Here is a 21872-nt window from a genome sequence, read left to right on the forward strand (position 1 = left end):
TGGCGCGGGCGGGGGGTCGGGCCCGGCCGCGCGGAAGCGCTAGGTGTGCGCGGTCTCCGTCACGAGACCGGAAAGCCTGCGGATGCCGCGGTGGGCGGCGGTACGGACGGCGCCGACCCGCTTGCCGAGGATGTCGGCCGCGCGCTTGGCGTCGAGTCCGACGACGGCCAGCAGAACCACGGCCTCGGCCTGCTGTCGCGGCAACTGGGCCACGAGGGCCAGGGCGCGCTCGGTGCCCAGGGTGTCCAGGGCCTGCGTCGGGGTGTCGTCGGGCGCGGGCCGCTCCTGGACCGTGCTCAGGTCGTCCAGAGCCTCGGGCCGGCGCCGGTGCCAGCGCACGTGGTCCAGCGCCCGGTTGCGCACGATCCGGCTGCACCAGCCGTGGAAGCCGGCGCCGTCACCCCGGAACTTGTGCAGGTCCCGGGCGATCTGCAGCCAGCTGTCCGACAGGACGTCCTCGGCCTCCGTCGCGCCCACCAGGGCCCGCGCGTAGCCGAGGAGCCGTGGATGCAGCGTCTGATAGACGGTGCGAAAGGCCCGTTCGTCCCCCTTCTGTGCCTGCTGGACCGCGTCGTGCAGGAGACAGCACTCCGCCTCGCGGATGGTCTGTGCCGTCCCCTTCCCGGTACTGGGAGGCCGTTCGGATCGCGCGACCGCGGCACCTGCTCTGGTGACCGCGGCGCCCGAGTAGGACAAGCTCATCGGATGACTCCGCTTCCTGCTCAGTTCGCCCTGAGGCGGGCGGGCGCGATACATCGTCCCGCCCCCATGAGGTGAGCGCGAGGGCGCGCGAAAACATCACAGCGGCAGGTATGTAGATTCGGTCAGTTGTGCCATGGGGACATCTCGACTGAACTCCACCTATAACCAAGGGTGTTACTGCGCGTACGCACCGCTGTCGTGGGCGGGAGGCGTGCGGCGGCCGCGCGGGAACGGCTGTGAACGCTCGTGCAGCATGGCCGAGAAGCAGAGGGGCGGCCTCCGGAAGGGGGCCGAAAGGGAGCGGGAACGACGACGCCCCGCTGGTTGAACCAGCGGGGCGAAGGTACCGGGTACGCGCGTACGGCTAGCGGAGCCGCGCCATGAGCGCGTGCTCGACGAGCGTGATCAGCGTCGACTTGGCGTCCGCGCGGTGCCGGGCGTCCGTCGTGATGATCGGGGTGTCCGGGCCGATCTGGAGCGCCTCGCGCACCTCGTCCGGGTTGTACGGCTGACTGCCGTCGAAGCCGTTGAGGGCGATGACGAAGGGCAGGCCGGAGTTCTCGAAGTAGTCGACGGCGGGGAAGCAGTCGGCGAGGCGGCGGGTGTCGACGAGGACGACGGCGCCGATGGCGCCGCGGACCAGGTCGTCCCACATGAACCAGAAGCGGTCCTGGCCGGGGGTGCCGAACAGGTACAGGATCAGGTCCTGGTCGAGCGTGATGCGGCCGAAGTCCATGGCGACCGTGGTGGTCGTCTTGTCCCCGGTGTGTGTCAGGTCGTCGATCCCCGCACTCGCCGAGGTCATCACGGCTTCGGTGCGCAGCGGGTTGATCTCCGACACGGCGCCGACGAAGGTCGTCTTGCCGACGCCGAAACCGCCTGCCACCACGATCTTCGCGGACGTGGTGGAACGACTTGGAGTTGCCGGCCCTCCGCTAGAGCTTGCGAAGTCCACTGAGCACCCTTTCGAGCAATGTCACGTCTGGCTGACCGCCGGCGCTCTCGTCGCCGCCGGGCTGATGGATGGCGACCAGGCCCGCCTCCGCGAGGTCCGCGACGAGAATCCTGGCCACGCCGAGAGGGATCGTCAGGAGGGCCGAGATCTCGGCCACCGACTTGATCTCCCGGCACAGGTGGCAGATCCGCTGGTGCTCGGGCAGTTGGCCCTGCAACTGGTGCGGCTGCGCGGTGGTGTGCACCAGCGCCTCGATGGCGAGCTGGTATCGCGGCCTGGTGCGGCCGCCCGTCATGGCGTACGGGCGCACCAGGGGGTTGTTCTTCGCAGGGGGTGCGGGATTCGCGTCGGGACGCGGCTGCGGCTGCACGGGCTGGATGCGCGGCGCCGGCGGCTGGTCGTAGGGACCGGGCTGCCGGGTCGGCCGGGCGTGGCTCGGCGTGGAGGGGAAGTTGTACCGGTTCCGCGACCCGTCCTCGTTGCCGCGGCCACGGCCGTCCGTGCCGGCCTGGCCCTGGGCAGGCCCGTAGGGCGGCCAGTTGGCCGACGAACCGCTCGGGGATGTTGCTGAACCAGACACGTACTTCCTCCTCCGACTGCGCTGGGCACCATCACTGTGGAGCCGCGTCCCGAAACCTTACGGCCACGGGGCGCGAAAACGCACCGCCTGTCTGCTAGTTGAGAAGGCTCCCCTGAAGCTCCGCACGCAGGTCGGGCGTGAGAACCGTGCCCGCGCGGTCGACAAGAAGGGCCATTTCGTACCCGACGAGGCCGATGTCCGCCTCCGGGTGTGCGAGGACGGCGAGCGAAGAACCATCAGAAACGGACATGATGAAGAGGAATCCTCGCTCCATCTCCACAACTGTCTGGTTCACGGCGCCGCCCTCGAAGATGCGGGACGCGCCCGCGGTCAGCGAGGTCAGGCCCGACGCGACGGCCGCCAGCTGGTCGGCACGGTCGCGGGGGAAACCTTCGGACATCGCCAGAAGGAGTCCGTCGGCGGAGACCACCACCGTGTGGGACACCCCGGGGGTGTTGTCCACGAAGTTGGTGATCAACCAGTTCAGGTTCTGTGCCGCCTGGCTCATCGGGCTCACACTAACGCTCCTGGTTGTAGGTGCTGTCAGGCCCATCGGGATACCCGCTGACCTGGCCGTTCGAATCACTGTTGCCTTCACTGCGGCCCCGCTGCACACCGCGGCGCAGGTTGCTCAGCCTGCCCCGCACGTCCTCGGGGGCGCGGGAGATCTGGGGACCACCCTGGGGGGTCGCCTCCGCGGTGCCCTCGACCAGGTTGGCCTTGGGTACCCGGCGCGGAAGACCGGAGGAGGTGACTCCGCCCGCCTTCGGCTTCTTCAGCGCCTCCGCCCGCTCCCAGCGCTCGTCGTTGGACGAGCGCCAGGTGTCACTGTCGCCGTCACCGGTGGCCGGTGCCGGGGTTTCCTCGCGCTGGGGGGCGCTGGATCCGCGGCGCGGCAGACCGGCGTCGGTCGTGTCGTGCGCGACGGAGGGCGAGGGACCGGCCGGGGTCGCGGGAGTGTGCGGGTCGAAGCCTACGCTGTCCCGCTCCGCCGCGGCAGTGTCCTGCGCGGATTCCGCTTCCGGGGCGTAGGAGGGGTGGAAATCGCCCTGGTAGGCGTCCTGCGCCTGCCAGTCGGCCTGCCGCTGCGGCTGCTGGAAGGCGCTGAACGTCTCCGCGGGCGCCTCCGCATAGCCGCCCTGCGGGGCGTAGCCCGGCTCGTAGCCGCCCTGCCGGCCGGTGGAGTGGCCGGACTGCGCCGCTGCGGGGAAGTCGTAGCCCGACTGCTGCACATCGTCGTACCCGCCCTGCGGCTGTACGTCGTAGCCCGACTGCTGCTGTTCGTCGTACCCGACCGGCTGCTGGTTGTCGTACCCGAACTGCTGACCGTCGTACGAGTTCTGTTCGGGATAACCGGGGTGCTGCTGGTCCTGCCGTGGCTGCTGAGGCTGTGCCTCGTCGCGGAAGAGCGGGCGGTCGGCCTCCCCGGCGTACTCGGCGCCCTGCGTCTGGGCCTCCAGGGCCGCACGGCGCTCCTCGCGCATCAGGGAGCGGCCGACCGGGTCCAGCTCGCGGGCGTCGTCCGGGACGTCGTAGCGGCTGTCGTCGAAGCCGAGTTCGGCGGCGGTGCGCAGCGGAGCCTTCTCGAAGACGGGCTGCTGCGGAATCATCGTGGAGACGGTGAACTCGCCGCCGGCGCTCTGCTGGTGGTCGCCGCCACCGCCGTGCGTGATCACGTCCGGGAGCATGACCAGCGAGGTCGTGCCCGCCTGCTCGCCCGAGGGGCGCAGCTGGACGCGGATGCTGTGCCGGTCGGACAGCCGGCCGACCACGAACAGGCCCATGCGCTGCGAGATCGCGGCGTCCACGGTCGGCGGGTTGGCCAGCTTGTGGTTGATGTCCGCGAAGTCCTCGGCGGTGAGGCCGATGCCCTTGTCGTGGATCTCGATCATGATGCGGCCGTCGGGCAGCCGGGTCGCGGTGACGCGGACCTTGGTCTGCGGGGAGGAGAACGAGGTGGCGTTCTCCAGCAGCTCGGCGAGCAGGTGCACGAGGTCGGTGACCGCGCGGCCGTGGATCTCGGCCTCCGGCACGCCCTGCAGCTCAATGCGCTCGTACTGCTCCACCTCGGAGGTGGCGGCGCGCAGCACGTCCACCAGCGGGACCGGCTGGTCCCAGCGGCGGCCGGGCTCCTCGCCGGCGAGGACCAGGAGGTTCTCGCCGTTGCGGCGCATACGGGTCGCGAGGTGGTCCAGGCGGAAGAGGCTCTCCAGCTGGTCCGGGTCGGCCTCGTTGTTCTCCAGGTCGGTGATGAGGGTCAGCTGGCCCTCGATCAGCGACTGGTTGCGGATCGACAGGTTGGTGAAGATCGCGTTGATGTTGCCGCGCAGGAGGGCCTGCTCGGCCGCGAGCCGGACCGCCTCGCGGTGCACCTGGTCGAAGGCGCGGGCGACCTCGCCGATCTCGTCGGTGGTGGTGATCGGGATCGGCTGGACACGGGTGTCCACGCGGCCCGGCTCGGTGCGCGAGAGCTGGTCGACCAGCATCGGCAGCCGCTGCTCGGCCACGTCGAAGGCGGCGGAGCGCAGCCGGCGCATCGAGCGGGACATCTGGCGGGCCATGAGCCCGGCGATCAGGAACGCGGCGAGGACGGCGAGCACGGTGGCGCCCGCGGTGATGTACGCGTCGCGCTGGGCGTCGTCGGCGATGCCGGAGGCGTCGGTCACGGCCCGGTCGATCAGCTCGTTCTCGACCTGGGTGTAGCCGTCGAACTTGCTGGTGGTGGCGAACTGCCAGGTCTCCGGGGTCACGCCCTTCGCGGCGAGGGCCTGCGGGGTCTGGCCCTGGGCGACCGCGGCGACCATGCCGTCGTAGACGCTGCCGTCCTTGCTGGGCAGCTTCGTGGGCAGCTTCTTGCCCTGGGTCGCGGCCTTCTGGACGAGCGCCGGATACTCCTTGACGCCTTCGGCGGCCTTCTCCTTGAAGACCTGCTTGAGCTTCGCCACGTCCGCGGGCTCGGCGCCGGAGACGAACTCCTGCGTCGCGATGCCCTCCAGGTACGTGTACGAGTTGAAGGAGACGACCTGGCGCTGGAACGTCGCCTTGTCGGTGCTGGGCCGCACCAGCAGGTGCATGCCGATGGAGCGGTTGAGCGACTCGGCGGCCTTGGCCAGCTGGATCGCGTACACGGTGCGGCCGTACGCGGTCACGTTGCTGTTGCCGAGGTTCAGCTCGTTGGCGACTTCCATGAGGTAGTGCTGGACGGAGACATACCCCTCCTCCGTCTTCACCGGGTCCATGTCGCGCCCGTAGGCCTTCTTGCGCAACACGGCGAGTTGCGGCTCGGCCTTCTCGATGAGACCGAGGCGCCGCTGGAGACCGGCGTTGTCGGGGGCGCCCCTGACCTCATCGGCGAACGCGTTCTTGGCTTCGTCCGTGGCGGCGTAGAGCTTCTTCACGGTCGCGGAGTCGCGCTCGCCCGAGAGGATGGGCTCGGCCGACAGGTCGCGCTCGTTGAGCAGGGCCTGTCCGTACGCGGCGGCGGCCTTGACGATCTTGGCCGTCTTCTCCGCGTCCTGCGCCTCGTTCAGGGTGTCGATCTTGCCCTTGACCTGGAAGCCGCCCATGACGAGGGCGACGAGTACCGGTATGAGCAGAATCGCGTTCAGCTTGGTGGGCACGCGCCAGTTGCGCGGGGACATCCGTCCGCCGGACGGGGCCGGCACCACGGTCTCGGCCACGGGTGCGGCCCCCGCCGCCGTGCGCGGCGGCGGGGTGAAGTTGCCCCGTGCCCCCGACGCGGGCTCGGGGCCGTTCTTGCTTCGCCTCACTCGACCAACAACCTCTCGGCGTCGGCACCTACGTTGTGCCGCGGTATGTCTCCAGGCCCGTTCTTACTGGGCAGTTCAGCGCATTCCAGCACGTCAGGAGGCGCACTTCCAAACAGTCGGAAGCGGAACCTCCACGTGACCCATGCCCCAGATAAAACGGTCATAAAGAGCGAGCCCCGCCAAAAGGCGGGGCTCTTGTGAGCGCAGTGGAACCGGGTGTGCGCGACCCGTGGTGGGACCCCTGGAATTCTCTGTCGAAACGTTATGAACACAGAGGCCCCGCGTGTCAAAGGCCACAGGGGCCTCTCGCGGGCCTACGGCAACTGCCGTACGGATCCAGCCACTTACTGGCCGGTTTCCGGCCGCTCCCGGCTACTTCAGCCGGGCCATCAGCGCGTGCTCCACCAGCGTGATCAGCGCACTCTTTGCATCCGCACGGTGCCGGGCGTCCGTCGTGATGATCGGCGAGTCGGGGCCGATCTGGAGCGCCTCACGGACCTCGTCGGGCGTGTAGGGCTGGTGTCCGTCGAAGCCGTTGAGGGCGATGACGAAGGGCAGGCCGGAGTTCTCGAAGTAGTCGACGGCGGGGAAGCAGTCGGCGAGGCGGCGGGTGTCGACGAGGACGACGGCGCCGATGGCGCCGCGGACCAGGTCGTCCCACATGAACCAGAAGCGGTCCTGGCCGGGGGTGCCGAACAGGTACAGGATCAGGTCCTGGTCGAGCGTGATGCGGCCGAAGTCCATGGCGACCGTGGTGGTCGTCTTGCCGCCGGTGTGCGTCAGGTCGTCGATCCCGGCGCTCGCCGAGGTCATCACGGCCTCGGTGCGCAGCGGATTGATCTCGGAGACCGCACCGACGAACGTGGTCTTGCCGACGCCGAAGCCGCCCGCCACCACGATCTTCGCCGATGTGGTGGGACGGGGGTCCGCGCCGAGCGCGCCGTCAGAGCTTGCGAAGTCCACTGAGCACCCTTTCGAGCAGAGTCACGTCCGGCGCACCGCCGTTGGCCTCGTCGCCACCCGGCTGGTGGATGGCGACGAGCCCGGCCTCCGCGAGGTCCGCGACGAGGATCCGGGCCACACCGAGCGGCATCGACAGCAGGGCCGACACCTCGGCCACCGACTTGACCTCGCGGCACAGGTGGCAGATGCGCTGGTGCTCGGGGAGCAGGGTCACCAGCTGCGCCGGGTCGGCGGTGGTGGAGACGAGCGCCTCGATGGCGAGCTGGTAGCGCGGCCTGGTCCGGCCGCCGGTCATCGCGTAGGGGCGGACCAGCGGCTGGTCGCCCTCATGACCGTAACCGGCATGTGCGGCACTGCCGTACGGATCGTGAGGAGCGGTGGGCGGGGTCATGGATCCTCCGGGCGGGACGGCGGGGTCGGGGCCTGCCGTCTGAGGGTGGGCCGGTGGGGGAGTTGTGACGGCCGGACGGGGGTTACGTAAGTGCTGTGGCATTCGGGGCTGTTGGTGCGTAAGACTGGATGCGTGGTCGGGGTTACCGGCCGTCACACGGGCCTTCGCCGGTCAGTGCAGCAGGGTGCCCTGCAGCTCGGCGCGGAGGTCCGGGGTGAGGACGGCGCCCGCGCGGTCGACGAGGAGCGCCATCTCGTACCCGACGAGGCCGATGTCGCAGTCGGGGTGCGCGAGCACGGCCAGCGACGAGCCGTCCGAGACGGACATGATGAAGAGGAAGCCGCGCTCCATCTCCACGACCGTCTGATTCACCGGACCGCCCTCGAAGATTCTCGAGGCCCCGGCCGTCAGCGAGGTCAGCCCCGAGGCGACCGCCGCCAGTTGGTCCGCGCGGTCGCGCGGGAATCCTTCCGACATCGCGAGCAGCAGACCGTCCGCGGACACCACCACCGTGTGCGAGACACCCGGGGTGTTGTCCACGAAGTTGGTGATCAACCAGTTCAGGTTCTGTGCCGCCTGGCTCATCTGGCTCAACTAACGCTCCTGCTGGTGAGTGGGGCGAGGGTAGCTGCCGGTCTGGCCGCTGTTGCCGGCCTGCCGGCCCTGCTGGATGCCCCGACGGAGATTGGTCAGCCGTCCGCGCACGTCGTCGGGCGCACGAGAGACCTGGGGTCCGGTCTGGTGCTGCTGCTGTTCCTGTGCCGTGCCCGCCACGAGGTTCGCCCGCGGGACACGGCGCGGCAGACCCGAGACGGTGACGCCGCCCGCGGCGGGCTTGCGCACCCGCTCGGCCTGACGCATCAGCTCGTCGTTCGGGGACTGACGCCAGTTCGCCTGGTCCTGCCCGGCCTCGGGCGCCACCGGAGCGGCCTCCGGGGCCCGCGCCCGCAGACGCTGCGGCGGTACGGGGGCCTGCGGCTGGGCCGGCGCGGCGGACTGCTGCGCACCACCGCGCTGCGGGAGCTGCTGCCCCTGCCGCGGCTGCTGGTCCTGCGGCCGGCCCTGCTGCTGCGCCTGCGGTGCTTGCTGCGCCTGCTGTGCCTGTTGGGCCTGCTGGGCTTGTTGGGCCTGCTGCTGGCCGTGGAACCAGTTGGTCTCCAGGGTGTCGTACAGCGGCGTACGACCGTCACCCGGCTGGTCCGCGGGCGGCAGGTAGCCCTGCGGCTGCGCGGGCTGCGCCGGGATGCCCTGGTTCCGGCCCTGGTCCTGACCGCGATCCTGAGCGCCGAAGTCCTGGCCACCGAAGTCCTGGCCACCGAAGTCGTCGCGCTGCCGCGGGGCGGCCGGGCGCTCGAACTGACCGGTGCTCGCGGGGTCCTGCGGACGCTCGTACTGGCCGGTCTCGTACTGACCCGTCTCGTACTGGCCGGTCTGGAACTGGCCCGTGTCGTACTGGCCCGTCTGGAACTGGCCGGTCGACGCGGGCTGGTCCTGACGGCCCGACTGGCTGTTGTCGCGGAAGGCGCCGAAGTCCTGGCCGTCGTTGTACGAGCCGCCGTTGGCCTGCGAGCCGCCGTTGGCCTGCGAACCACCGTTGTACGAGCTGCCGTTGGTCTGCGGCGCGCCACCGTGGCGCGGGCCGGAGGCCGGGGCGCCGCCGTTGGGCGCGCCGCCGAAGACGTCCGAGCGGACGAACTGACCGGTGCCCTGGCCCGGCTGCTGGCCCTGACCCTGAGCGGGCCCCTGCTGGTCGTCCTGGATTCGCGGGAACTGCGTGGTGGAGTCGACGGAGTCCGTCTCCTCGTGCCCACGCGGCGCGTCCAGGTTCGGCTGTGCGTTCTCGTCGCTCCAGCTCGGCACCCGGGGCTGCGGGTTGCCGCCCGGCAGCTCGGCGCGCGGGCCACCGCGCGGGGGCAGCACGGGACGTCCGCCCCGGCCCTGACCCTGCTGGCCGCGGCCCTGGTCGCCGGGGGCGCTGTGGGTGCGCTGCTGCGGCGGGACGGGACCCTGCGCGTTGAAGACCCCGGTGCTCTGCGAGTCGTTCTGCTGGGCACGCGCGGGCTGCGGGGCCTGGGGCGCCTGCGGCTGCTGGCCGGTCTGGGGTCCGCCGTCGCGCGCGGGCAGCGCCGCACGCGGACCGCTCGGGCCCGCGCCGACCTGCGGCCGCGTCGCACCGGGTCCGGCACCGAGCCGGCCCGCGGCGCCACCGCCGGGACCGCCCGCACCGGGACCGGGAGCGACACCGCGACGCGCGGCGGCGACACCGGCCGCGGCCTGCGCGGCGGCGGGACCGCCGGAGACGCCCGGGCCACCGGGCTTGCCGGGAAGCTTCTTGCCGCCCTGGGCGACATCGACCGGGAGCATGACCAGCGCGGTCGTACCGCCGGAGTCCGACGGACGGAGCTGGATGCGGATGCCGTGCCGCTGCGACAGCCGGCCGACCACGAACAGACCCATGCGACGGGAGACCGAGACGTCCACGGTGGGCGGCGACGCGAGCCGCTCGTTGATCGCGGCGAGGTCCTCGGGGGAGAGGCCGATACCGGTGTCGTGGATCTCGATCAGGACGCGGCCGTCGGGCAGCGCGTGACCGGTGACCTTGACCTTGGTCTGCGGGGAGGAGAACGAGGTGGCGTTCTCCAGCAGCTCGGCGAGCAGGTGCACGAGGTCGTTGACGACGCGGCCGGCGACATCGGTCGCGGGCACGGAGGCCAGCTCGATGCGCTCGTACTGCTCCACCTCGGACGCGGCGGCGCGCAGCACGTCGACGAGCGGCACGGGCCGCGTCCAGCGACGGCCGGGCTCCTCACCGGCGAGGACCAGCAGGTTCTCACCGTTACGGCGCATGCGGGTCGCGAGGTGGTCGAGCTTGAACAGCGAGGAGAGCTGGTCGGGGTCGGCCTCGCGCGACTCCAGCTCGGAGATGAGCGAGAGCTGACGCTGGATGAGGCCCTGGGAGCGGCGCGAGAGGTTGGTGAACATCGCGTTGACGTTGCCCCGCAGGAGGGCCTGCTCGGCGGCGAGACGCACGGCCTCGCGGTGCACGTCGTCGAAGGCCGCGGCCACCTGGCCGATTTCGTCCCGGGAGTGCACACCGACCGACTCGACGGAGGTGTCGACGTCCTGCGGGTCCGACTCGGACAGCTGCGCGACCAGCTCGGGCAGCCGCTCCTGGGCCACCCTGGTCGCGGTGTCCTGGAGCCGGCGCAGCGAGCGGATCATGGACCGGGCCACGACGAACGCGCCGACGAGCGAGACGCCGAGCACGAGCAGGATCAGCGCACCGTTGATGATCGCCTGGCGCTCGGAGTCGCTGCGCAGCTCGCGGGCCTGCTGCTCCATCTCGTTGAGCAGCGTCGTCTCGATGGTGGACATCTTCGTGATGCGCGAGGTGTCCGCGTCGTACCAGTCCTTGTACGAACGCTTGTCCTGCGTCTTGATGCCGTCGGTACGGGTGAAGACCCGCTCCGCGTAGTTGTCCGCCGCCTTGACGTTGGCGTCGTTGTCCGTGAGGGGCTTGAGCAGCTCTGCCGCGGCGACTTCGCCGTACACCGTGCGGAACGAGGTGAGCGCGTTCCCCTGGTCGCTGAGGGCGGCCTGACCGTAGAGCCGGTCGGTGTCGGTCAGCGAGCCGAACGTTTTGCCGTTCTCCGGCAGGGCGGCCGCGATGACGGCACGCTGCTCGGAGGCGTACTCCTTGGCGTTGGAGAAGGCCGCCAGCGAACGGGTGCGGTCGATCATCTCCGGGCTGCTGGTCGCCTGCGCCATGTCGGTGGAGAGCGAGAGCAGGTTGTCGATGATGCGGCTGTACGCCTCGACGGTCTGCGAGGTCGGCCGGCCCTCGGCGTAGGCGCTGGCGCGGATCTTCTTCAGCTCGCCGAGCTGCGTGGCGATCTGCACGGCGTGGTCGCGGACGCCCTTGAGGCTCGACTCGTCGTCACCGTCGACGGCGTACGTCCCGTCGAGGAACGCGGTCTTGGCGTCGTCGGTCAGGTCACGCGCCTGCTTGACGTCGTAGTTGGTCGAGGCGGCCTTCGGGTCGTTGGCCAGCGGGCCCGCCGACTGGTCGCGCTCGTTCTGCAGCGCCGTGGCCAGGTCGGTGGCCTGCTTCGTCATCTCGGTCAACAACTTCATGTTGTCGAGCTGATCGATGTCGTTCAGGGACTCGGCGATACGCAGCGCGCCGAGCGAGGTGGCCGCCACGACGGGCAGGGCGAGCAGCGACACCAGGCGGGTCGAGATGCGCCAGTTGCGCAGCGCTATTCGGGAGCCGGGGCCGCTGGACCCCTTGGGCTTGGCCTGGGTCGGCGCGGGCGTGGCCGGCCCGCCCGTCGTGGCGGAGCGCGTCTCGCGCTCACCGACGTCGACGGACGCCGTGCGTCCTGGGTTCTGGGCGTGCGGGGGCTGGGAACCGCCGGCTATCGGGCCGGTCCCGCCGCGCGGCTCCGGCTCCGCCGCAGCGCTGCCATCCCTGTTCTTACGTCCCTGCACTAGCGTCGCAACCTCTGGACCAGGCGCCTCGCCCGTGAGCACGGACAAGACGGTGTCGGCGTAGTTCGAGGGGCGACCTGAACGCCCCCCAGTTGGTCGTGAGTGACCGGCGCTGGCTCCCCCTCCCCGCCGCAGTCCGGCGCGGTCTCGCGCCCGGTGCGCCGGTTCGATCCCGCGACGGTCCCGGGAATTCCAGCACAGTGCAGGATCTCCAACAAGGCCCGAGGGGTACGGCACACCCGCCGTGACGGCATGTGCAGGGAGGGTCACAAGACGTAGAAGATGATCTAGCGGAAATAGGTCGGTACTGGACTTTTCACTTACGGCAGGGGGGTGTCCCAGTCGCCATGATCGGCAGCGGAATGGTGCCTTCAGGCACGCAATGTCCGTTTCTCTGGAGGTGATTGACAGGGTGAAGTACCCCTTTTGTCTGCCTCTCCGTGAGCAAACTCACACGAGCAGGATCGCAACTTCCCGACTTTCGACGGGAATCAGATGTTTAGCCTGACGCTTTACAGGGATGGCCCGCCCGACAACCGAGAAGGTTCCAGAGCACAGTCATGAAGACGACGATGATCTCCCTCAACCTTGCCAACCCGCGCCGCACGACCCTGGCGCACCTCAAGGACGCCGACGAGATCCAGGCCGCACCGGCCGTCCCGGAACACTCGGCCACGCTCCCCACGAACACGGCCAACCCCCGGCGCACGATCCTGATGGTCGCCCCGGAGATCACCCCGGCTGCCTGACGCACCCCGCGGGGCCCCCTCGCGTTAGCCTGGAGCGGTCACATCCCACCCGGGCCCAACGCAAACAAAAGGGGCGCAGCCACCCGTGCGCATCGCCAGATTCTCCATCGACGGGAACGTCGCCTTCGGCGCGGTCGAAGGCGACAGCCCACCCGGGACGACCGAGGGGCTCGTCCTCGACATCATCAAGGGCATCCCGTTCGCGGACTTCGAACTCTCCGGTACGAAGGTCCCGCTCAACAAGGTCCGGCTGCTGCCCCCGGTGCTCCCGAACAAGGTGATCGCCTTCGGCCGCAACTACGCGGAGCACGCGAAGGAACTGGGCAACGAGGTCCCGGACGCCCCCTTCGCCTTCTTCAAGCCGTCGACCTCGGTCATCGGCCCGGGCGACGAGATCCAGTACCCGGCCTTCTCCGAGGAGCTGCACCACGAGGCCGAGCTGGCCGTGGTGATCGGCCGCATGTGCCGCGAGGTCCCGCGCGAGCGCGTCAAGGACGTCGTCTTCGGCTACACGGCGGCCAACGACGTGACGGCCCGCGACGTCCAGAAGCGCGAGAAGCAGTGGGCCCGCGCGAAGGGCTTCGACACGTCCTGCCCGCTGGGCCCCTGGGTCGAGACCGACCTCTCCCTGGCCCAGGCCTCCGACCTGACGATTCAGTGCACGGTCAACGGCACACAGCGCCAGCTCGGACGTACGTCGGACATGATCACGTCCATCGAGGACCTGATCGTCAACATCTCCGAGGCCATGACGCTCCTGCCGGGCGACGTCATCCTCACGGGCACCCCGGAAGGGGTCGGCCCCCTGAACGTCGGCGACGAGGTCGCCGTCACCATCGAAGGCATCGGCACTCTCACCAACAAGGTTGTCAAGCGTGGCTAGCGCAGCAGCGTCTCCCGTCCGTGTCCGTTTCTGTCCCTCGCCCACCGGTAACCCGCACGTGGGCCTGGTCCGCACCGCCCTGTTCAACTGGGCCTTCGCGCGCCACAACCAGGGCACGCTGGTCTTCCGCATCGAGGACACCGACGCGGCCCGCGACAGCGAGGAGTCGTACGAGCAGCTCCTCGACGCGATGCGCTGGCTCGGCTTCGACTGGGACGAGGGCCCCGAGGTCGGCGGCCCGCACGCCCCGTACCGGCAGTCGCAGCGCATGGACATCTACAAGGACGTCGCGGACAAGCTGCTCGCCGCCGGCAAGGCCTACCCCTGCTACTGCTCCACGGAGGAGCTGGACGCCCGCCGCGACGCCGCCCGCGCCGCCGGCAAGCCGTCCGGCTACGACGGCCACTGCCGCGACCTCACGGACGAGCAGAAGGCGGCCTACGAGGCCGAGGGCCGCAAGCCGATCGTCCGCTTCCGGATGCCCGACAAGACGATCACGTTCACGGACCTGGTCCGCGGCGACATCTCCTACGAGCCGGAGAACGTGCCGGACTACGGCATCGTCCGCGCGAACGGCGCCCCGCTCTACACGCTCGTCAACCCGGTCGACGACGCCCTGATGGAGATCACCCACGTCCTGCGCGGCGAGGACCTGCTCTCCTCCACCCCCCGCCAGATCGCGCTGTACGAGGCGCTGACCGAGCTGGGCCTGGCGAAGTTCACGCCGCTCTTCGGCCACCTGCCGTACGTGATGGGCGAGGGCAACAAGAAGCTGTCGAAGCGTGACCCGCAGAGCAGCCTCAACCTCTACCGCGAGCGCGGCTTCCTTCCCGAGGGCCTGCTCAACTACCTCTCGCTGCTCGGCTGGTCCCTCTCGGCGGACCGCGACATCTTCTCGATCGACGAGATGGTGGCGGCCTTCGACGTGAAGGACGTGCAGCCGAACCCGGCCCGCTTCGACCTCAAGAAGTGCGAGTCGATCAACGGCGACCACATCCGCCTGCTCGACCCCAAGGACTTCGCGTCCCGCTGCGAGCCGTGGCTGCGCGCGCCGTTCGCGCCCTGGGCCCCGGAGGAGTTCGACGAGGCGAAGTGGGCGGCGATCGCCCCCCACGCCCAGACCCGCCTCAAGGTTCTCTCCGAGATCACGGACAACGTCGACTTCCTGTTCCTCGCCGAGCCCGCCACGGACGAGGCGAGCTGGACGAAGGCGATGAAGGAGGGCTCCGACGCCCTGCTCGTCACCGCCCGCGAGAAGCTCGAAGCGGCCGACTGGACCTCTCCCGAGTCCCTCAAGGAAGCGGTCCTGGCCGCCGGCGAGGCCCACGGCCTCAAGCTCGGCAAGGCCCAGGCCCCGGTCCGCGTCGCCGTCACCGGCCGCACCGTCGGCCTGCCCCTCTTCGAGTCCCTCGAGATCCTGGGCAAGGACAAGACGCTGACCCGCATCGACGCGGCGCTGGCGAAGCTCACCGCGTAAGCGGCATCACGCCCGAGGGGCGGCACCGGTCGATCCGGGGCCGCCCCTCGGGCGTTGTCGGCGCCGGGGGCTACGGTGCAGACGTCACCCGCCACCCCGCGCCCCGCCACTCCCGGAGAGCCACCGCCATGCCGATGCCCGCTCGCGACTACGCGCGCTATTTCACCGCCGGTCATTCCTTCGCCCTGACGTCGGGCCTGGTCGGCACGGTCGACGTCCGGACCGCGGGAGAGCTGTGGCTGCCCTCCGGGCGGGTCGTCGCGGGTGATCCGTTCATCGCGCTGGGCTCCGGCGAGTGCGAGCCCTTCGCGGTCTCGGTGAGCCCCGGCCGCTACCGGGTCGACGCGGCGGTCGCCACCCTCGTGACCCCCGGCGAACCGCCGGCCGACCCGCCGCACGAGCGCGTCGCGGCCGCCCGCCTGGTCATACGCGATGAACCCGTCACGACCTGGGAGCACGCCCTCCAGACGGGCCAGGACGCGGGCGAGCTCGGCGACGACGAGTACTTCGGCTACGGCGTCGACGCCGGCACCGGCTGCTTCTACGACGTCGAGTCCGACGCCTCCTTCCCCGAGTGCGAGGGCGACGAGGGGCCGCTCTGGGACGCCTTCGAGGAGCACGACCACGCGCCCGGCCCCTACCTGGTCACCTCGCCGTCCACCGGCCACACGGTGGCCGCCTTCGGCTCGGGCTGGGGCGACGGCGCGTACCCCACCTGGATCGGCCGCACCGCGAGCGGCGAGGTGGCCTGCTTCGTCACGGACTTCTTCGTGATCGAGGACCCGAACTCGGAGTGATCAGCCTGATCGGGGACTGACAGGGCTGACAGGGGACTGACCACGTACGTTCGTCCCATGCTTCCGACCGCACCCCCGCCCTCCTCGATCAAGGCCGTCGTCTGGGACATCGACGACACGATCTTCGACTACGCCACCGCGGACACGGTCGGTATGCGGGGCCATCTCACCACCGAGGGCCTGCTCGACAGCTACGCGAGCGCCGAGCACGCCCTGACCCGCTGGAAGGCCCTGACGCGCGAGCACTGGGCCCGTTTCGAGGCGGGCGAGACGGACTGGGAGAACCAGCGCAGGGACCGGGTGCGGGCTTTCGTGGGGCGGATGCTCACCGACCCTGAGGCGGACGCCTGGTTCACCCGCTACCTCGGGCACTACGAGGCGGCCTGGTCCCTGTTCCCCGACACGGTGCCGGCCCTCGACGCCCTCGCCGGCACCCACCGTCACGCGGTGCTCTCCAACTCCTCGCTGCACAACCAGGACCGCAAGCTTCGCGTCCTCGGCGTACGCGACCGATTCGAGGCGGTGCTCTGCGCGGCCGAACTCGGTGTCGCCAAACCGGAAGCCGCCGCCTTCCACGCCGTCTGCGCGGAGCTGTCCCTGGCCCCGCACGAGGTCGCGTACGTCGGCGACCAGCCGGACACCGACGCCAGGGGAGCGGTCGAGGCGGGCCTCACCGGCATCTGGCTGGACCGCGCGGGGCAGGGTGGTCGGCCTGAACTCACCCGTATCACCGGCCTTGACCAGCTGCCCTCTCTGCTGGTCGGCGATACCCGTTTTGGAGCGCCGGACACCTTCAGGTAATGTTCTTCCTGCGCCGAGGGGAGCGGGCCGAAAGCCCCGGACCCCGACAGCGCAAGCCGAGCAAAGTCCCCCAGGGGATGGCGTCACGGTGGCCTATGGTGTAATTGGCAGCACGACGGTTTCTGGTTCCGTTAGTCTAGGTTCGAGTCCTGGTAGGCCAGCTCGCAGAGCTCATCTGCAACCGTGGATTCCAGATCCACAAAGCCCCCGTTGTGTAGCGGCCTAGCACGCTGCCCTCTCAAGGCAGTAGCGCCGGTTCGAATCCGGTCGGGGGTACAGATCCTTCCCGCGAGGACGGCTATGGGTAGCTCCCGCCGACCTTGATGCAGGATCGCTAGGGCCCCCGTTGTGTAGCGGCCTAGCACGCCGCCCTCTCAAGGCGGTAGCGCCGGTTCGAATCCGGTCGGGGGTACTGGTCTGGACCGATATGGTCTAAACCACTATGGCCTATGGTGTAATTGGCAACACTACGGTTTCTGGTACCGTCATTCTAGGTTCGAGTCCTGGTAGGCCAGCTCGCAGAGCTCATCTGCAAACCGCGGATCTGATCCGCAAGGCCCCCGTTGTGTAGCGGCCTAGCACGCCGCCCTCTCAAGGCGGTAGCGCCGGTTCGAATCCGGTCGGGGGTACAAGATGAAGAGGCCCTTCCCGAGTGCGGGAAGGGCCTCTTGTCGTATGGCTCCAGACGGCTCCGCGCAGCTTCGGACAGCCTCATGAGGCGTCGTGCGACCGGTGGGCCCGCCGGGGGAGTTGGGGACCGGCGGACACAACTCCGGCCGGTCGCTGCGGCGTTGAAGCGACCGGCCGGGAATTGGCAGAAAGTGCAGTGGAGTTGTGGATCAGCCCGTGCGGCGCAGCGCCTCGGACAGACGGCCCGCGGCGTCGATGACGGCCTGGGCGTGCATCCGGCCCGGGTGGCGCGTCAGGCGCTCGATCGGACCGGAGACCGAGACGGCGGCCACCACCCGGTTCGACGGGCCGCGCACCGGCGCCGAGACGGACGCGACGCCCGGCTCGCGCTCACCGATCGACTGGGCCCAGCCGCGGCGCCGTACGCCCGACAGGGCCGTCGCCGTGAAGCGGGCGCCCTGGAGTCCGCGGTGCAGGCGCTCCGGCTCCTCCCAGGCCATCAGGATCTGCGCGGAGGACCCGGCCTTCATGGTGAGGGTCGAGCCGACCGGCACCGTGTCCCGCAGGCCGGACAGCCGCTCCGCCGCGGCGACGCAGATGCGCATGTCGCCCTGGCGGCGATAGAGCTGAGCGCTCTCGCCGGTCACGTCCCGCAGATGTGTGAGCACCGGGCCCGCGGTCGCCAGCAGGCGGTCCTCGCCGGCCGCCGCCGAGAGTTCCGCGAGGCGCGGGCCGAGAATGAAGCGGCCCTGCATGTCGCGGGCCACCATGCGGTGGTGCTCCAGGGCCACCGCCAGGCGATGGGCTGTGGGTCTTGCCAATCCGGTGGCCGCGACAAGGCCAGCTAGGGTCGCGGGTCCGGACTCCAGAGCGCCCAGGACAAGGGCTGCCTTGTCCAGAACGCCGACGCCGCTACTGTTGTCCATGCGTCGATACTCCCGTCTCACTCTGTGAAACGCAAGTTCAATTTCGCGTGGAACTTGCCACTCTGGACGTCACACCGGCCCGCCGACCGAACGGGCCCGGCCGCCGACGTCCGGTACGAGGGGTACGGATGTCGGCGATCCCGAATCTCTAGTTGGGCCGGCGCACCACAAGCCGGCCGGAGGGAAAGCGATGGGTAGGACACTCGCGGAGAAGGTCTGGGACGACCACGTCGTCCGGCGCGCCGAGGGCGAGCCCGACCTCCTCTTCATCGATCTGCACCTGCTGCACGAGGTGACCAGCCCGCAGGCCTTCGACGGCCTGCGCAAGACCGGTCGCCAGGTGCGGCGGCTCGACCTCACCATCGCCACCGAGGATCACAACACCCCGACCCTCGACATCGACAAGCCGATCGCCGACCCGGTCTCGCGCGTGCAGCTGGAGACGCTGCGCAAGAACGCCGCCGATTTCGGGGTGCGCCTGCACTCCCTGGGCGACGTCGAGCAGGGCGTCGTGCACGTCGTGGGCCCGCAGCTGGGCCTGACGCAGCCGGGCATGACGGTCGTCTGCGGCGACTCGCACACGTCCACGCACGGCGCCTTCGGCGGTCTGGCGTTCGGCATCGGCACCTCGCAGGTCGAGCACGTGCTCGCCACGCAGACACTGCCGATGGCCCGCCCGAAGACCATGGCCATCACGGTCGACGGCGAACTGCCCGAGGGCGTCACCGCCAAGGACCTGATCCTCGCCATCATCGCGAAGATCGGCACGGGCGGCGGCCAGGGCTACATCCTGGAGTACCGCGGCTCCGCCATCGAGCAGCTGTCGATGGAAGCCCGCATGACCATCTGCAACATGTCGATCGAGGCCGGTGCCCGCGCGGGCATGATTGCCCCGGACGAGACCACGTTCGCCTATCTGGAGGGCCGTGAGCACGCCCCCAAGGGCGAGGACTGGGACGCCGCGGTCGCGTACTGGAAGACGCTGCGCTCGGACGACGACGCGGTCTTCGACGCCGAGGTCTTCATCAAGGCCGATGAGCTGTCCCCGTTCGTCACCTGGGGCACCAACCCCGGCCAGGGAGCGCCCCTTTCGGCCAACGTCCCCGACCCCGCTTCGTACGAAGACGCTTCGGAGCGCTTCGCCGCCGAAAAGGCGCTGGAGTACATGGGGTTGGAGGCCGGTCAGGCGCTGCGCGACGTCAAGGTCGACACCGTCTTCGTAGGCTCGTGCACCAATGGCCGTATTGAGGACCTGCGGGCCGTCGCCGACATCGTCAAGGGCCGCAAAGTCGCCGACGGCGTACGGATGCTGGTCGTCCCGGGCTCGGCCCGGGTCGGTCTGGAGGCCGCAGCCGAGGGCCTGGACCAGGTCTTCAAGGACGCCGGCGCCGAATGGCGGTACGCGGGCTGTTCCATGTGCCTGGGCATGAACCCGGACCAACTCGCCCCCGGCGAGCGTTCCGCGTCCACCTCCAACCGCAACTTCGAGGGCCGGCAGGGCAAGGGCGGCCGCACCCACCTGGTCTCGCCCCAGGTCGCCGCCGCCACCGCCGTGCTGGGCCACCTCGCCTCCCCGGCGGACCTCTCGGATGCGCCCGCCGACCGTACGCCCGCTGGAGTCTGATCAGTCATGGAAGCATTCACCAAGCACACCGGCCGGGCCGTCCCGCTGCGCCGCTCGAACGTGGACACCGACCAGATCATCCCTGCTCACTGGCTCAAGAAGGTGACGAGGGACGGGTTCGAGGACGGGCTGTTCGAGGCCTGGCGCAAGGATTCCGAGTTCGTGCTCAACAAACCGGAGCGCGAGGGTGCCACGGTGCTGGTCGCCGGTCCCGACTTCGGTACGGGTTCGTCGCGCGAGCACGCCGTGTGGGCGCTGCAGAACTACGGCTTCAAGACCGTGATCTCCTCCCGGTTCGCGGACATCTTCCGCGGGAACTCCCTGAAGAACGGTCTGCTGACCGTTGTTCTGGACCAGAAGGTCGTGGACGCGCTGTGGGAGCTCGTGGAGAGCGACCCGCAGGCCGAGATCACGGTCGACCTGGAGGCGCGGGAAGTTCGGGCCGAGGGCATCACCGCGCCCTTCGAGCTCGACGAGAATTCCCGCTGGCGCCTGCTGAACGGGCTCGACGACATCAGCATCACCCTGAAGAACGAGTCGGACATCGCCGCTTACGAGGCGAAGCGCCCCTCTTTCAAGCCGCGGACCCTCCAGGTCTGACCCCCTCCCGGGCAAGGCTTATTCAGGCCACTTCAACAGGCCTCGTACCCCCAATCGTGCACCGGTTGGGGGTACTTCTGTGTCCGGCTCCGGAGGCCTCCCGCCGGCCTGCTCGGACGGCCCTCGCGAGGCTCCAACTCCCGTGAATGCCAAGGGTGTTCCCGGGGTAGGCGGGTCGGGGCGCCGCTTCCGGCGGGCGCGTTGCGGAAGGGCTCAGGAGGCCCTTGTGGGGCGGGAGTTACCCCCTGCGGAGGCGACAACTCGCCCCAGATGGCACAATCTGTGCATGGACCACGACGGCCAACTCCAGCTGTACGCGGAAGTCGCGGACCAACTCAAGGAAGCGCACTCCCGAGTGCGTGCACTGCAAGTCCCGGAGGGCGTACGGATGGCGCTGACCCGGAAGCTGCTGGCCATTACGGCCGCGGCCAAACACGATCTCGCCGCCGCGGCAAGGCGTCTGGAGCGATTCAAGGCGGACCTCGACGACCTCGACGAGGGCTCTCGCACTGAAGAGGAACTCTGAGACTGCCCAGTTCGTTGCGGCACAAGGGTGATTAGCCCGTTTCGCGTTTGATTTGCGGTATATATCTGCCTAACGTGCGAAAAAGCCGGGTCGAAAGAGATTCGCCCCGGCAATGTCTCCGAAGGGGAAGACGTGAACAAGGCGCAGCTCGTAGAAGCGATTGCCGACAAGGTCGGCGGCCGTCAGCAGGCCGCTGAGGCCGTCGACGCCGTACTCGACGCCATCGTCCGTTCCGTGGTCGCAGGCGACCGCGTCTCGGTCACCGGCTTCGGTTCGTTCGAGAAGGTCGACCGTCCGGCCCGTTACGCCCGTAACCCGCAGACGGGTGAGCGCGTGCGGGTCAAGAAGACTTCGGTGCCGCGATTCCGCGCGGGCCAGGGCTTCAAGGACCTCGTCGCGGGTTCGAAGAAGCTCCCGAAGAACGATGTCGCGGTCAAGAAGGCGCCCAAGGGCAGCCTGACCGGCGGCGCTTCGGCGACGGTCAAGAAGGCCGCGGCCAAGAAGACGTCGACCGCCAAGAAGGCCGCCGCGAAGAAGGCCACCCCGGCGAAGAAGACCACCGCCGTGAAGAAGACGACGGCTGCCGCCGCGAAGAAGGCCACCGCGAAGAAGGCCACGGCCACCGCCAAGAAGGCCACGGCGACGGCGAAGAAGACCACCGCCAAGAAGGCGGCTCCGGCCAAGAAGGCGGCCACCGCCAAGAAGGCCACCGCGAAGAAGACGGCGCCCGCCAAGAAGGCCACGGCCAAGAAGGCGCCCGCCAAGAAGTCGACTGCGCGCAAGACCACCGCCAAGAAGGCCACCGCTCGCAAGAAGTAGGACCTGGTCTCCAGGTCGCCTTCTTGGGCGTACGCCACGAGGCAGCTCACGCGCCGGGCCGGGGTCCCCCCCGGGGGGCCGGCCCCCGGGGTGTTCGGGGGGGGGGGGTCGCCCTCTTCTATGTGTTTGTTGTGGGTTTGGTCGTTGGTGGCATCCCTGACGAAAACTTTCCCCAGTAGCAAGTGTTG

At 69.7% G+C, this 21872-nt stretch carries 19 protein-coding genes and 5 tRNA genes; 14 read left to right on the forward strand and 10 right to left on the reverse strand.

Annotated elements, in window-relative coordinates; genetic code table 11:
• Nucleotides 1–39: 39 nt before the first annotated feature.
• From ACFVDP_RS29590 to ACFVDP_RS29630, 9 genes are all read right to left on the reverse strand, one after another.
• Nucleotides 40–702, reverse strand: a complete 663-nt coding sequence (locus tag ACFVDP_RS29590; RefSeq protein ID WP_383496132.1) for an RNA polymerase sigma factor — start codon at nucleotides 700–702, stop codon at nucleotides 40–42.
• 364 nt (nucleotides 703–1066) lie between these two features.
• Nucleotides 1067–1657 (reverse strand): ATP/GTP-binding protein, encoded by a 591-nt coding sequence (locus ACFVDP_RS29595; protein WP_111668156.1) that lies wholly within the window; start codon nucleotides 1655–1657, stop codon nucleotides 1067–1069.
• On the reverse strand, nucleotides 1638–2237 hold the full coding sequence (locus ACFVDP_RS29600) for a DUF742 domain-containing protein (protein WP_383496136.1): 600 nt from the start codon (nucleotides 2235–2237) through the stop codon (nucleotides 1638–1640). The genes ACFVDP_RS29595 and ACFVDP_RS29600 overlap by 20 nt, the downstream gene beginning before the upstream one ends.
• Nucleotides 2238–2331: 94 nt before the next feature.
• On the reverse strand, nucleotides 2332–2745 hold the full coding sequence (locus ACFVDP_RS29605) for a roadblock/LC7 domain-containing protein (RefSeq protein WP_056644956.1): 414 nt from the start codon (nucleotides 2743–2745) through the stop codon (nucleotides 2332–2334).
• A 10-nt stretch (nucleotides 2746–2755) separates the two neighbouring features.
• Nucleotides 2756–6007, reverse strand: coding sequence for a nitrate- and nitrite sensing domain-containing protein (locus ACFVDP_RS29610; RefSeq protein WP_383496139.1), 3252 nt, complete (start codon nucleotides 6005–6007; stop codon nucleotides 2756–2758).
• 372 nt (nucleotides 6008–6379) lie between these two features.
• The gene (locus ACFVDP_RS29615; RefSeq protein WP_111668159.1) at nucleotides 6380–6970 is read right to left on the reverse strand and encodes an ATP/GTP-binding protein; all 591 of its coding nucleotides are present in this window, start codon (nucleotides 6968–6970) and stop codon (nucleotides 6380–6382) included.
• Nucleotides 6951–7361 (reverse strand): DUF742 domain-containing protein, encoded by a 411-nt coding sequence (locus ACFVDP_RS29620; RefSeq protein WP_111668160.1) that lies wholly within the window; start codon nucleotides 7359–7361, stop codon nucleotides 6951–6953. Before ACFVDP_RS29620 ends, ACFVDP_RS29615 begins: the two co-directional genes overlap by 20 nt.
• A gap of 171 nt (nucleotides 7362–7532) precedes the next feature.
• A complete protein-coding gene (locus ACFVDP_RS29625; RefSeq protein WP_356494565.1) occupies nucleotides 7533–7946 on the reverse strand; it encodes a roadblock/LC7 domain-containing protein in 414 nt (137 codons plus the stop codon).
• Between the two features lie 9 nt (nucleotides 7947–7955).
• On the reverse strand, nucleotides 7956–11852 hold the full coding sequence (locus ACFVDP_RS29630; RefSeq protein WP_383496143.1) for a nitrate- and nitrite sensing domain-containing protein: 3897 nt from the start codon (nucleotides 11850–11852) through the stop codon (nucleotides 7956–7958).
• A gap of 560 nt (nucleotides 11853–12412) precedes the next feature.
• Here ACFVDP_RS29630 and ACFVDP_RS29635 point away from each other — a divergent pair.
• The 10 genes from ACFVDP_RS29635 (at nucleotide 12413) to ACFVDP_RS29680 (ending at nucleotide 17188) form a co-directional block, all read left to right on the forward strand.
• A complete protein-coding gene (locus ACFVDP_RS29635; RefSeq protein WP_351450398.1) occupies nucleotides 12413–12601 on the forward strand; it encodes a hypothetical protein in 189 nt (62 codons plus the stop codon).
• Nucleotides 12602–12686: 85 nt separating this feature from the next.
• Nucleotides 12687–13484: a fumarylacetoacetate hydrolase family protein gene (locus ACFVDP_RS29640; RefSeq protein WP_383496146.1), complete on the forward strand. Its 798-nt coding sequence runs from the start codon at nucleotides 12687–12689 to the stop codon at nucleotides 13482–13484.
• A complete protein-coding gene (gene gltX, locus ACFVDP_RS29645; RefSeq protein ID WP_383496148.1) occupies nucleotides 13477–14961 on the forward strand; it encodes a glutamate--tRNA ligase in 1485 nt (494 codons plus the stop codon). The genes ACFVDP_RS29640 and gltX overlap by 8 nt, the downstream gene beginning before the upstream one ends.
• Before the next feature lie 128 nt (nucleotides 14962–15089).
• A complete protein-coding gene (locus ACFVDP_RS29650; RefSeq protein ID WP_383496151.1) occupies nucleotides 15090–15758 on the forward strand; it encodes a DUF4241 domain-containing protein in 669 nt (222 codons plus the stop codon).
• 57 nt (nucleotides 15759–15815) lie between these two features.
• Nucleotides 15816–16559 carry an HAD family hydrolase gene (locus ACFVDP_RS29655; RefSeq protein ID WP_383496154.1) on the forward strand — a complete coding sequence of 248 codons (744 nt, stop codon included), beginning with the start codon at nucleotides 15816–15818 and terminating at the stop codon, nucleotides 16557–16559.
• A gap of 89 nt (nucleotides 16560–16648) precedes the next feature.
• Nucleotides 16649–16720 (forward strand) — tRNA-Gln (locus ACFVDP_RS29660).
• Nucleotides 16721–16762: 42 nt separating this feature from the next.
• Nucleotides 16763–16835, forward strand: a tRNA-Glu gene (locus ACFVDP_RS29665).
• Between the two features lie 63 nt (nucleotides 16836–16898).
• Nucleotides 16899–16971, forward strand: a tRNA-Glu gene (locus ACFVDP_RS29670).
• A gap of 31 nt (nucleotides 16972–17002) precedes the next feature.
• Nucleotides 17003–17074 (forward strand) — tRNA-Gln (locus ACFVDP_RS29675).
• 41 nt (nucleotides 17075–17115) lie between these two features.
• Nucleotides 17116–17188 (forward strand) — tRNA-Glu (locus ACFVDP_RS29680).
• Nucleotides 17189–17398: 210 nt separating this feature from the next.
• On the opposite strand, the gene ndgR is transcribed toward ACFVDP_RS29680, so the two are convergent.
• Complete coding sequence (gene ndgR / locus ACFVDP_RS29685; protein ID WP_324767461.1) at nucleotides 17399–18115, reverse strand: IclR family transcriptional regulator NdgR; 717 nt, start codon at nucleotides 18113–18115, stop codon at nucleotides 17399–17401.
• 190 nt (nucleotides 18116–18305) lie between these two features.
• On the opposite strand from ndgR, the gene leuC reads away from it, so the two are divergent.
• The 4 genes from leuC (at nucleotide 18306) to ACFVDP_RS29705 (ending at nucleotide 21684) form a co-directional block, all read left to right on the forward strand.
• Nucleotides 18306–19739 carry a 3-isopropylmalate dehydratase large subunit gene (leuC, locus tag ACFVDP_RS29690; RefSeq protein WP_383496159.1) on the forward strand — a complete coding sequence of 478 codons (1434 nt, stop codon included), beginning with the start codon at nucleotides 18306–18308 and terminating at the stop codon, nucleotides 19737–19739.
• 6 nt (nucleotides 19740–19745) lie between these two features.
• Nucleotides 19746–20339 carry a 3-isopropylmalate dehydratase small subunit gene (gene leuD / locus ACFVDP_RS29695; RefSeq protein WP_383496162.1) on the forward strand — a complete coding sequence of 198 codons (594 nt, stop codon included), beginning with the start codon at nucleotides 19746–19748 and terminating at the stop codon, nucleotides 20337–20339.
• A gap of 286 nt (nucleotides 20340–20625) precedes the next feature.
• On the forward strand, nucleotides 20626–20865 hold the full coding sequence (locus tag ACFVDP_RS29700; RefSeq protein WP_383496165.1) for a hypothetical protein: 240 nt from the start codon (nucleotides 20626–20628) through the stop codon (nucleotides 20863–20865).
• Nucleotides 20866–20997: 132 nt separating this feature from the next.
• Nucleotides 20998–21684 (forward strand): HU family DNA-binding protein, encoded by a 687-nt coding sequence (locus ACFVDP_RS29705; RefSeq protein WP_383496167.1) that lies wholly within the window; start codon nucleotides 20998–21000, stop codon nucleotides 21682–21684.
• Nucleotides 21685–21872: the final 188 nt, after the last annotated feature.

The sequence above is a fragment of the Streptomyces sp. NPDC057694 genome (assembly GCF_042799415.1).
GTDB lineage: Bacteria > Actinomycetota > Actinomycetes > Streptomycetales > Streptomycetaceae > Streptomyces.

Excerpts from the sequence above, each read along its gene's own strand:
- ACFVDP_RS29590 (WP_383496132.1), bottom strand. The coding sequence starts at position 702 with ATGAGCTTGTCCTACTCGGGCGCCGCGGTCACCAGAGCAGGTGCCGCG.
- ACFVDP_RS29605 (WP_056644956.1), bottom strand. The coding sequence starts at position 2,745 with ATGAGCCAGGCGGCACAGAACCTGAACTGGTTGATCACCAACTTCGTG.
- ACFVDP_RS29620 (WP_111668160.1), bottom strand. The coding sequence starts at position 7,361 with ATGACCCCGCCCACCGCTCCTCACGATCCGTACGGCAGTGCCGCACAT.
- ACFVDP_RS29625 (WP_356494565.1), bottom strand. The coding sequence starts at position 7,946 with ATGAGCCAGGCGGCACAGAACCTGAACTGGTTGATCACCAACTTCGTG.
- ACFVDP_RS29635 (WP_351450398.1), top strand. The coding sequence starts at position 12,413 with ATGAAGACGACGATGATCTCCCTCAACCTTGCCAACCCGCGCCGCACG.
- ACFVDP_RS29650 (WP_383496151.1), top strand. The coding sequence starts at position 15,090 with ATGCCGATGCCCGCTCGCGACTACGCGCGCTATTTCACCGCCGGTCAT.
- ACFVDP_RS29655 (WP_383496154.1), top strand. The coding sequence starts at position 15,816 with ATGCTTCCGACCGCACCCCCGCCCTCCTCGATCAAGGCCGTCGTCTGG.
- ndgR (WP_324767461.1), bottom strand. The coding sequence starts at position 18,115 with ATGGACAACAGTAGCGGCGTCGGCGTTCTGGACAAGGCAGCCCTTGTC.
- leuC (WP_383496159.1), top strand. The coding sequence starts at position 18,306 with ATGGGTAGGACACTCGCGGAGAAGGTCTGGGACGACCACGTCGTCCGG.
- leuD (WP_383496162.1), top strand. The coding sequence starts at position 19,746 with ATGGAAGCATTCACCAAGCACACCGGCCGGGCCGTCCCGCTGCGCCGC.
- ACFVDP_RS29700 (WP_383496165.1), top strand. The coding sequence starts at position 20,626 with ATGGACCACGACGGCCAACTCCAGCTGTACGCGGAAGTCGCGGACCAA.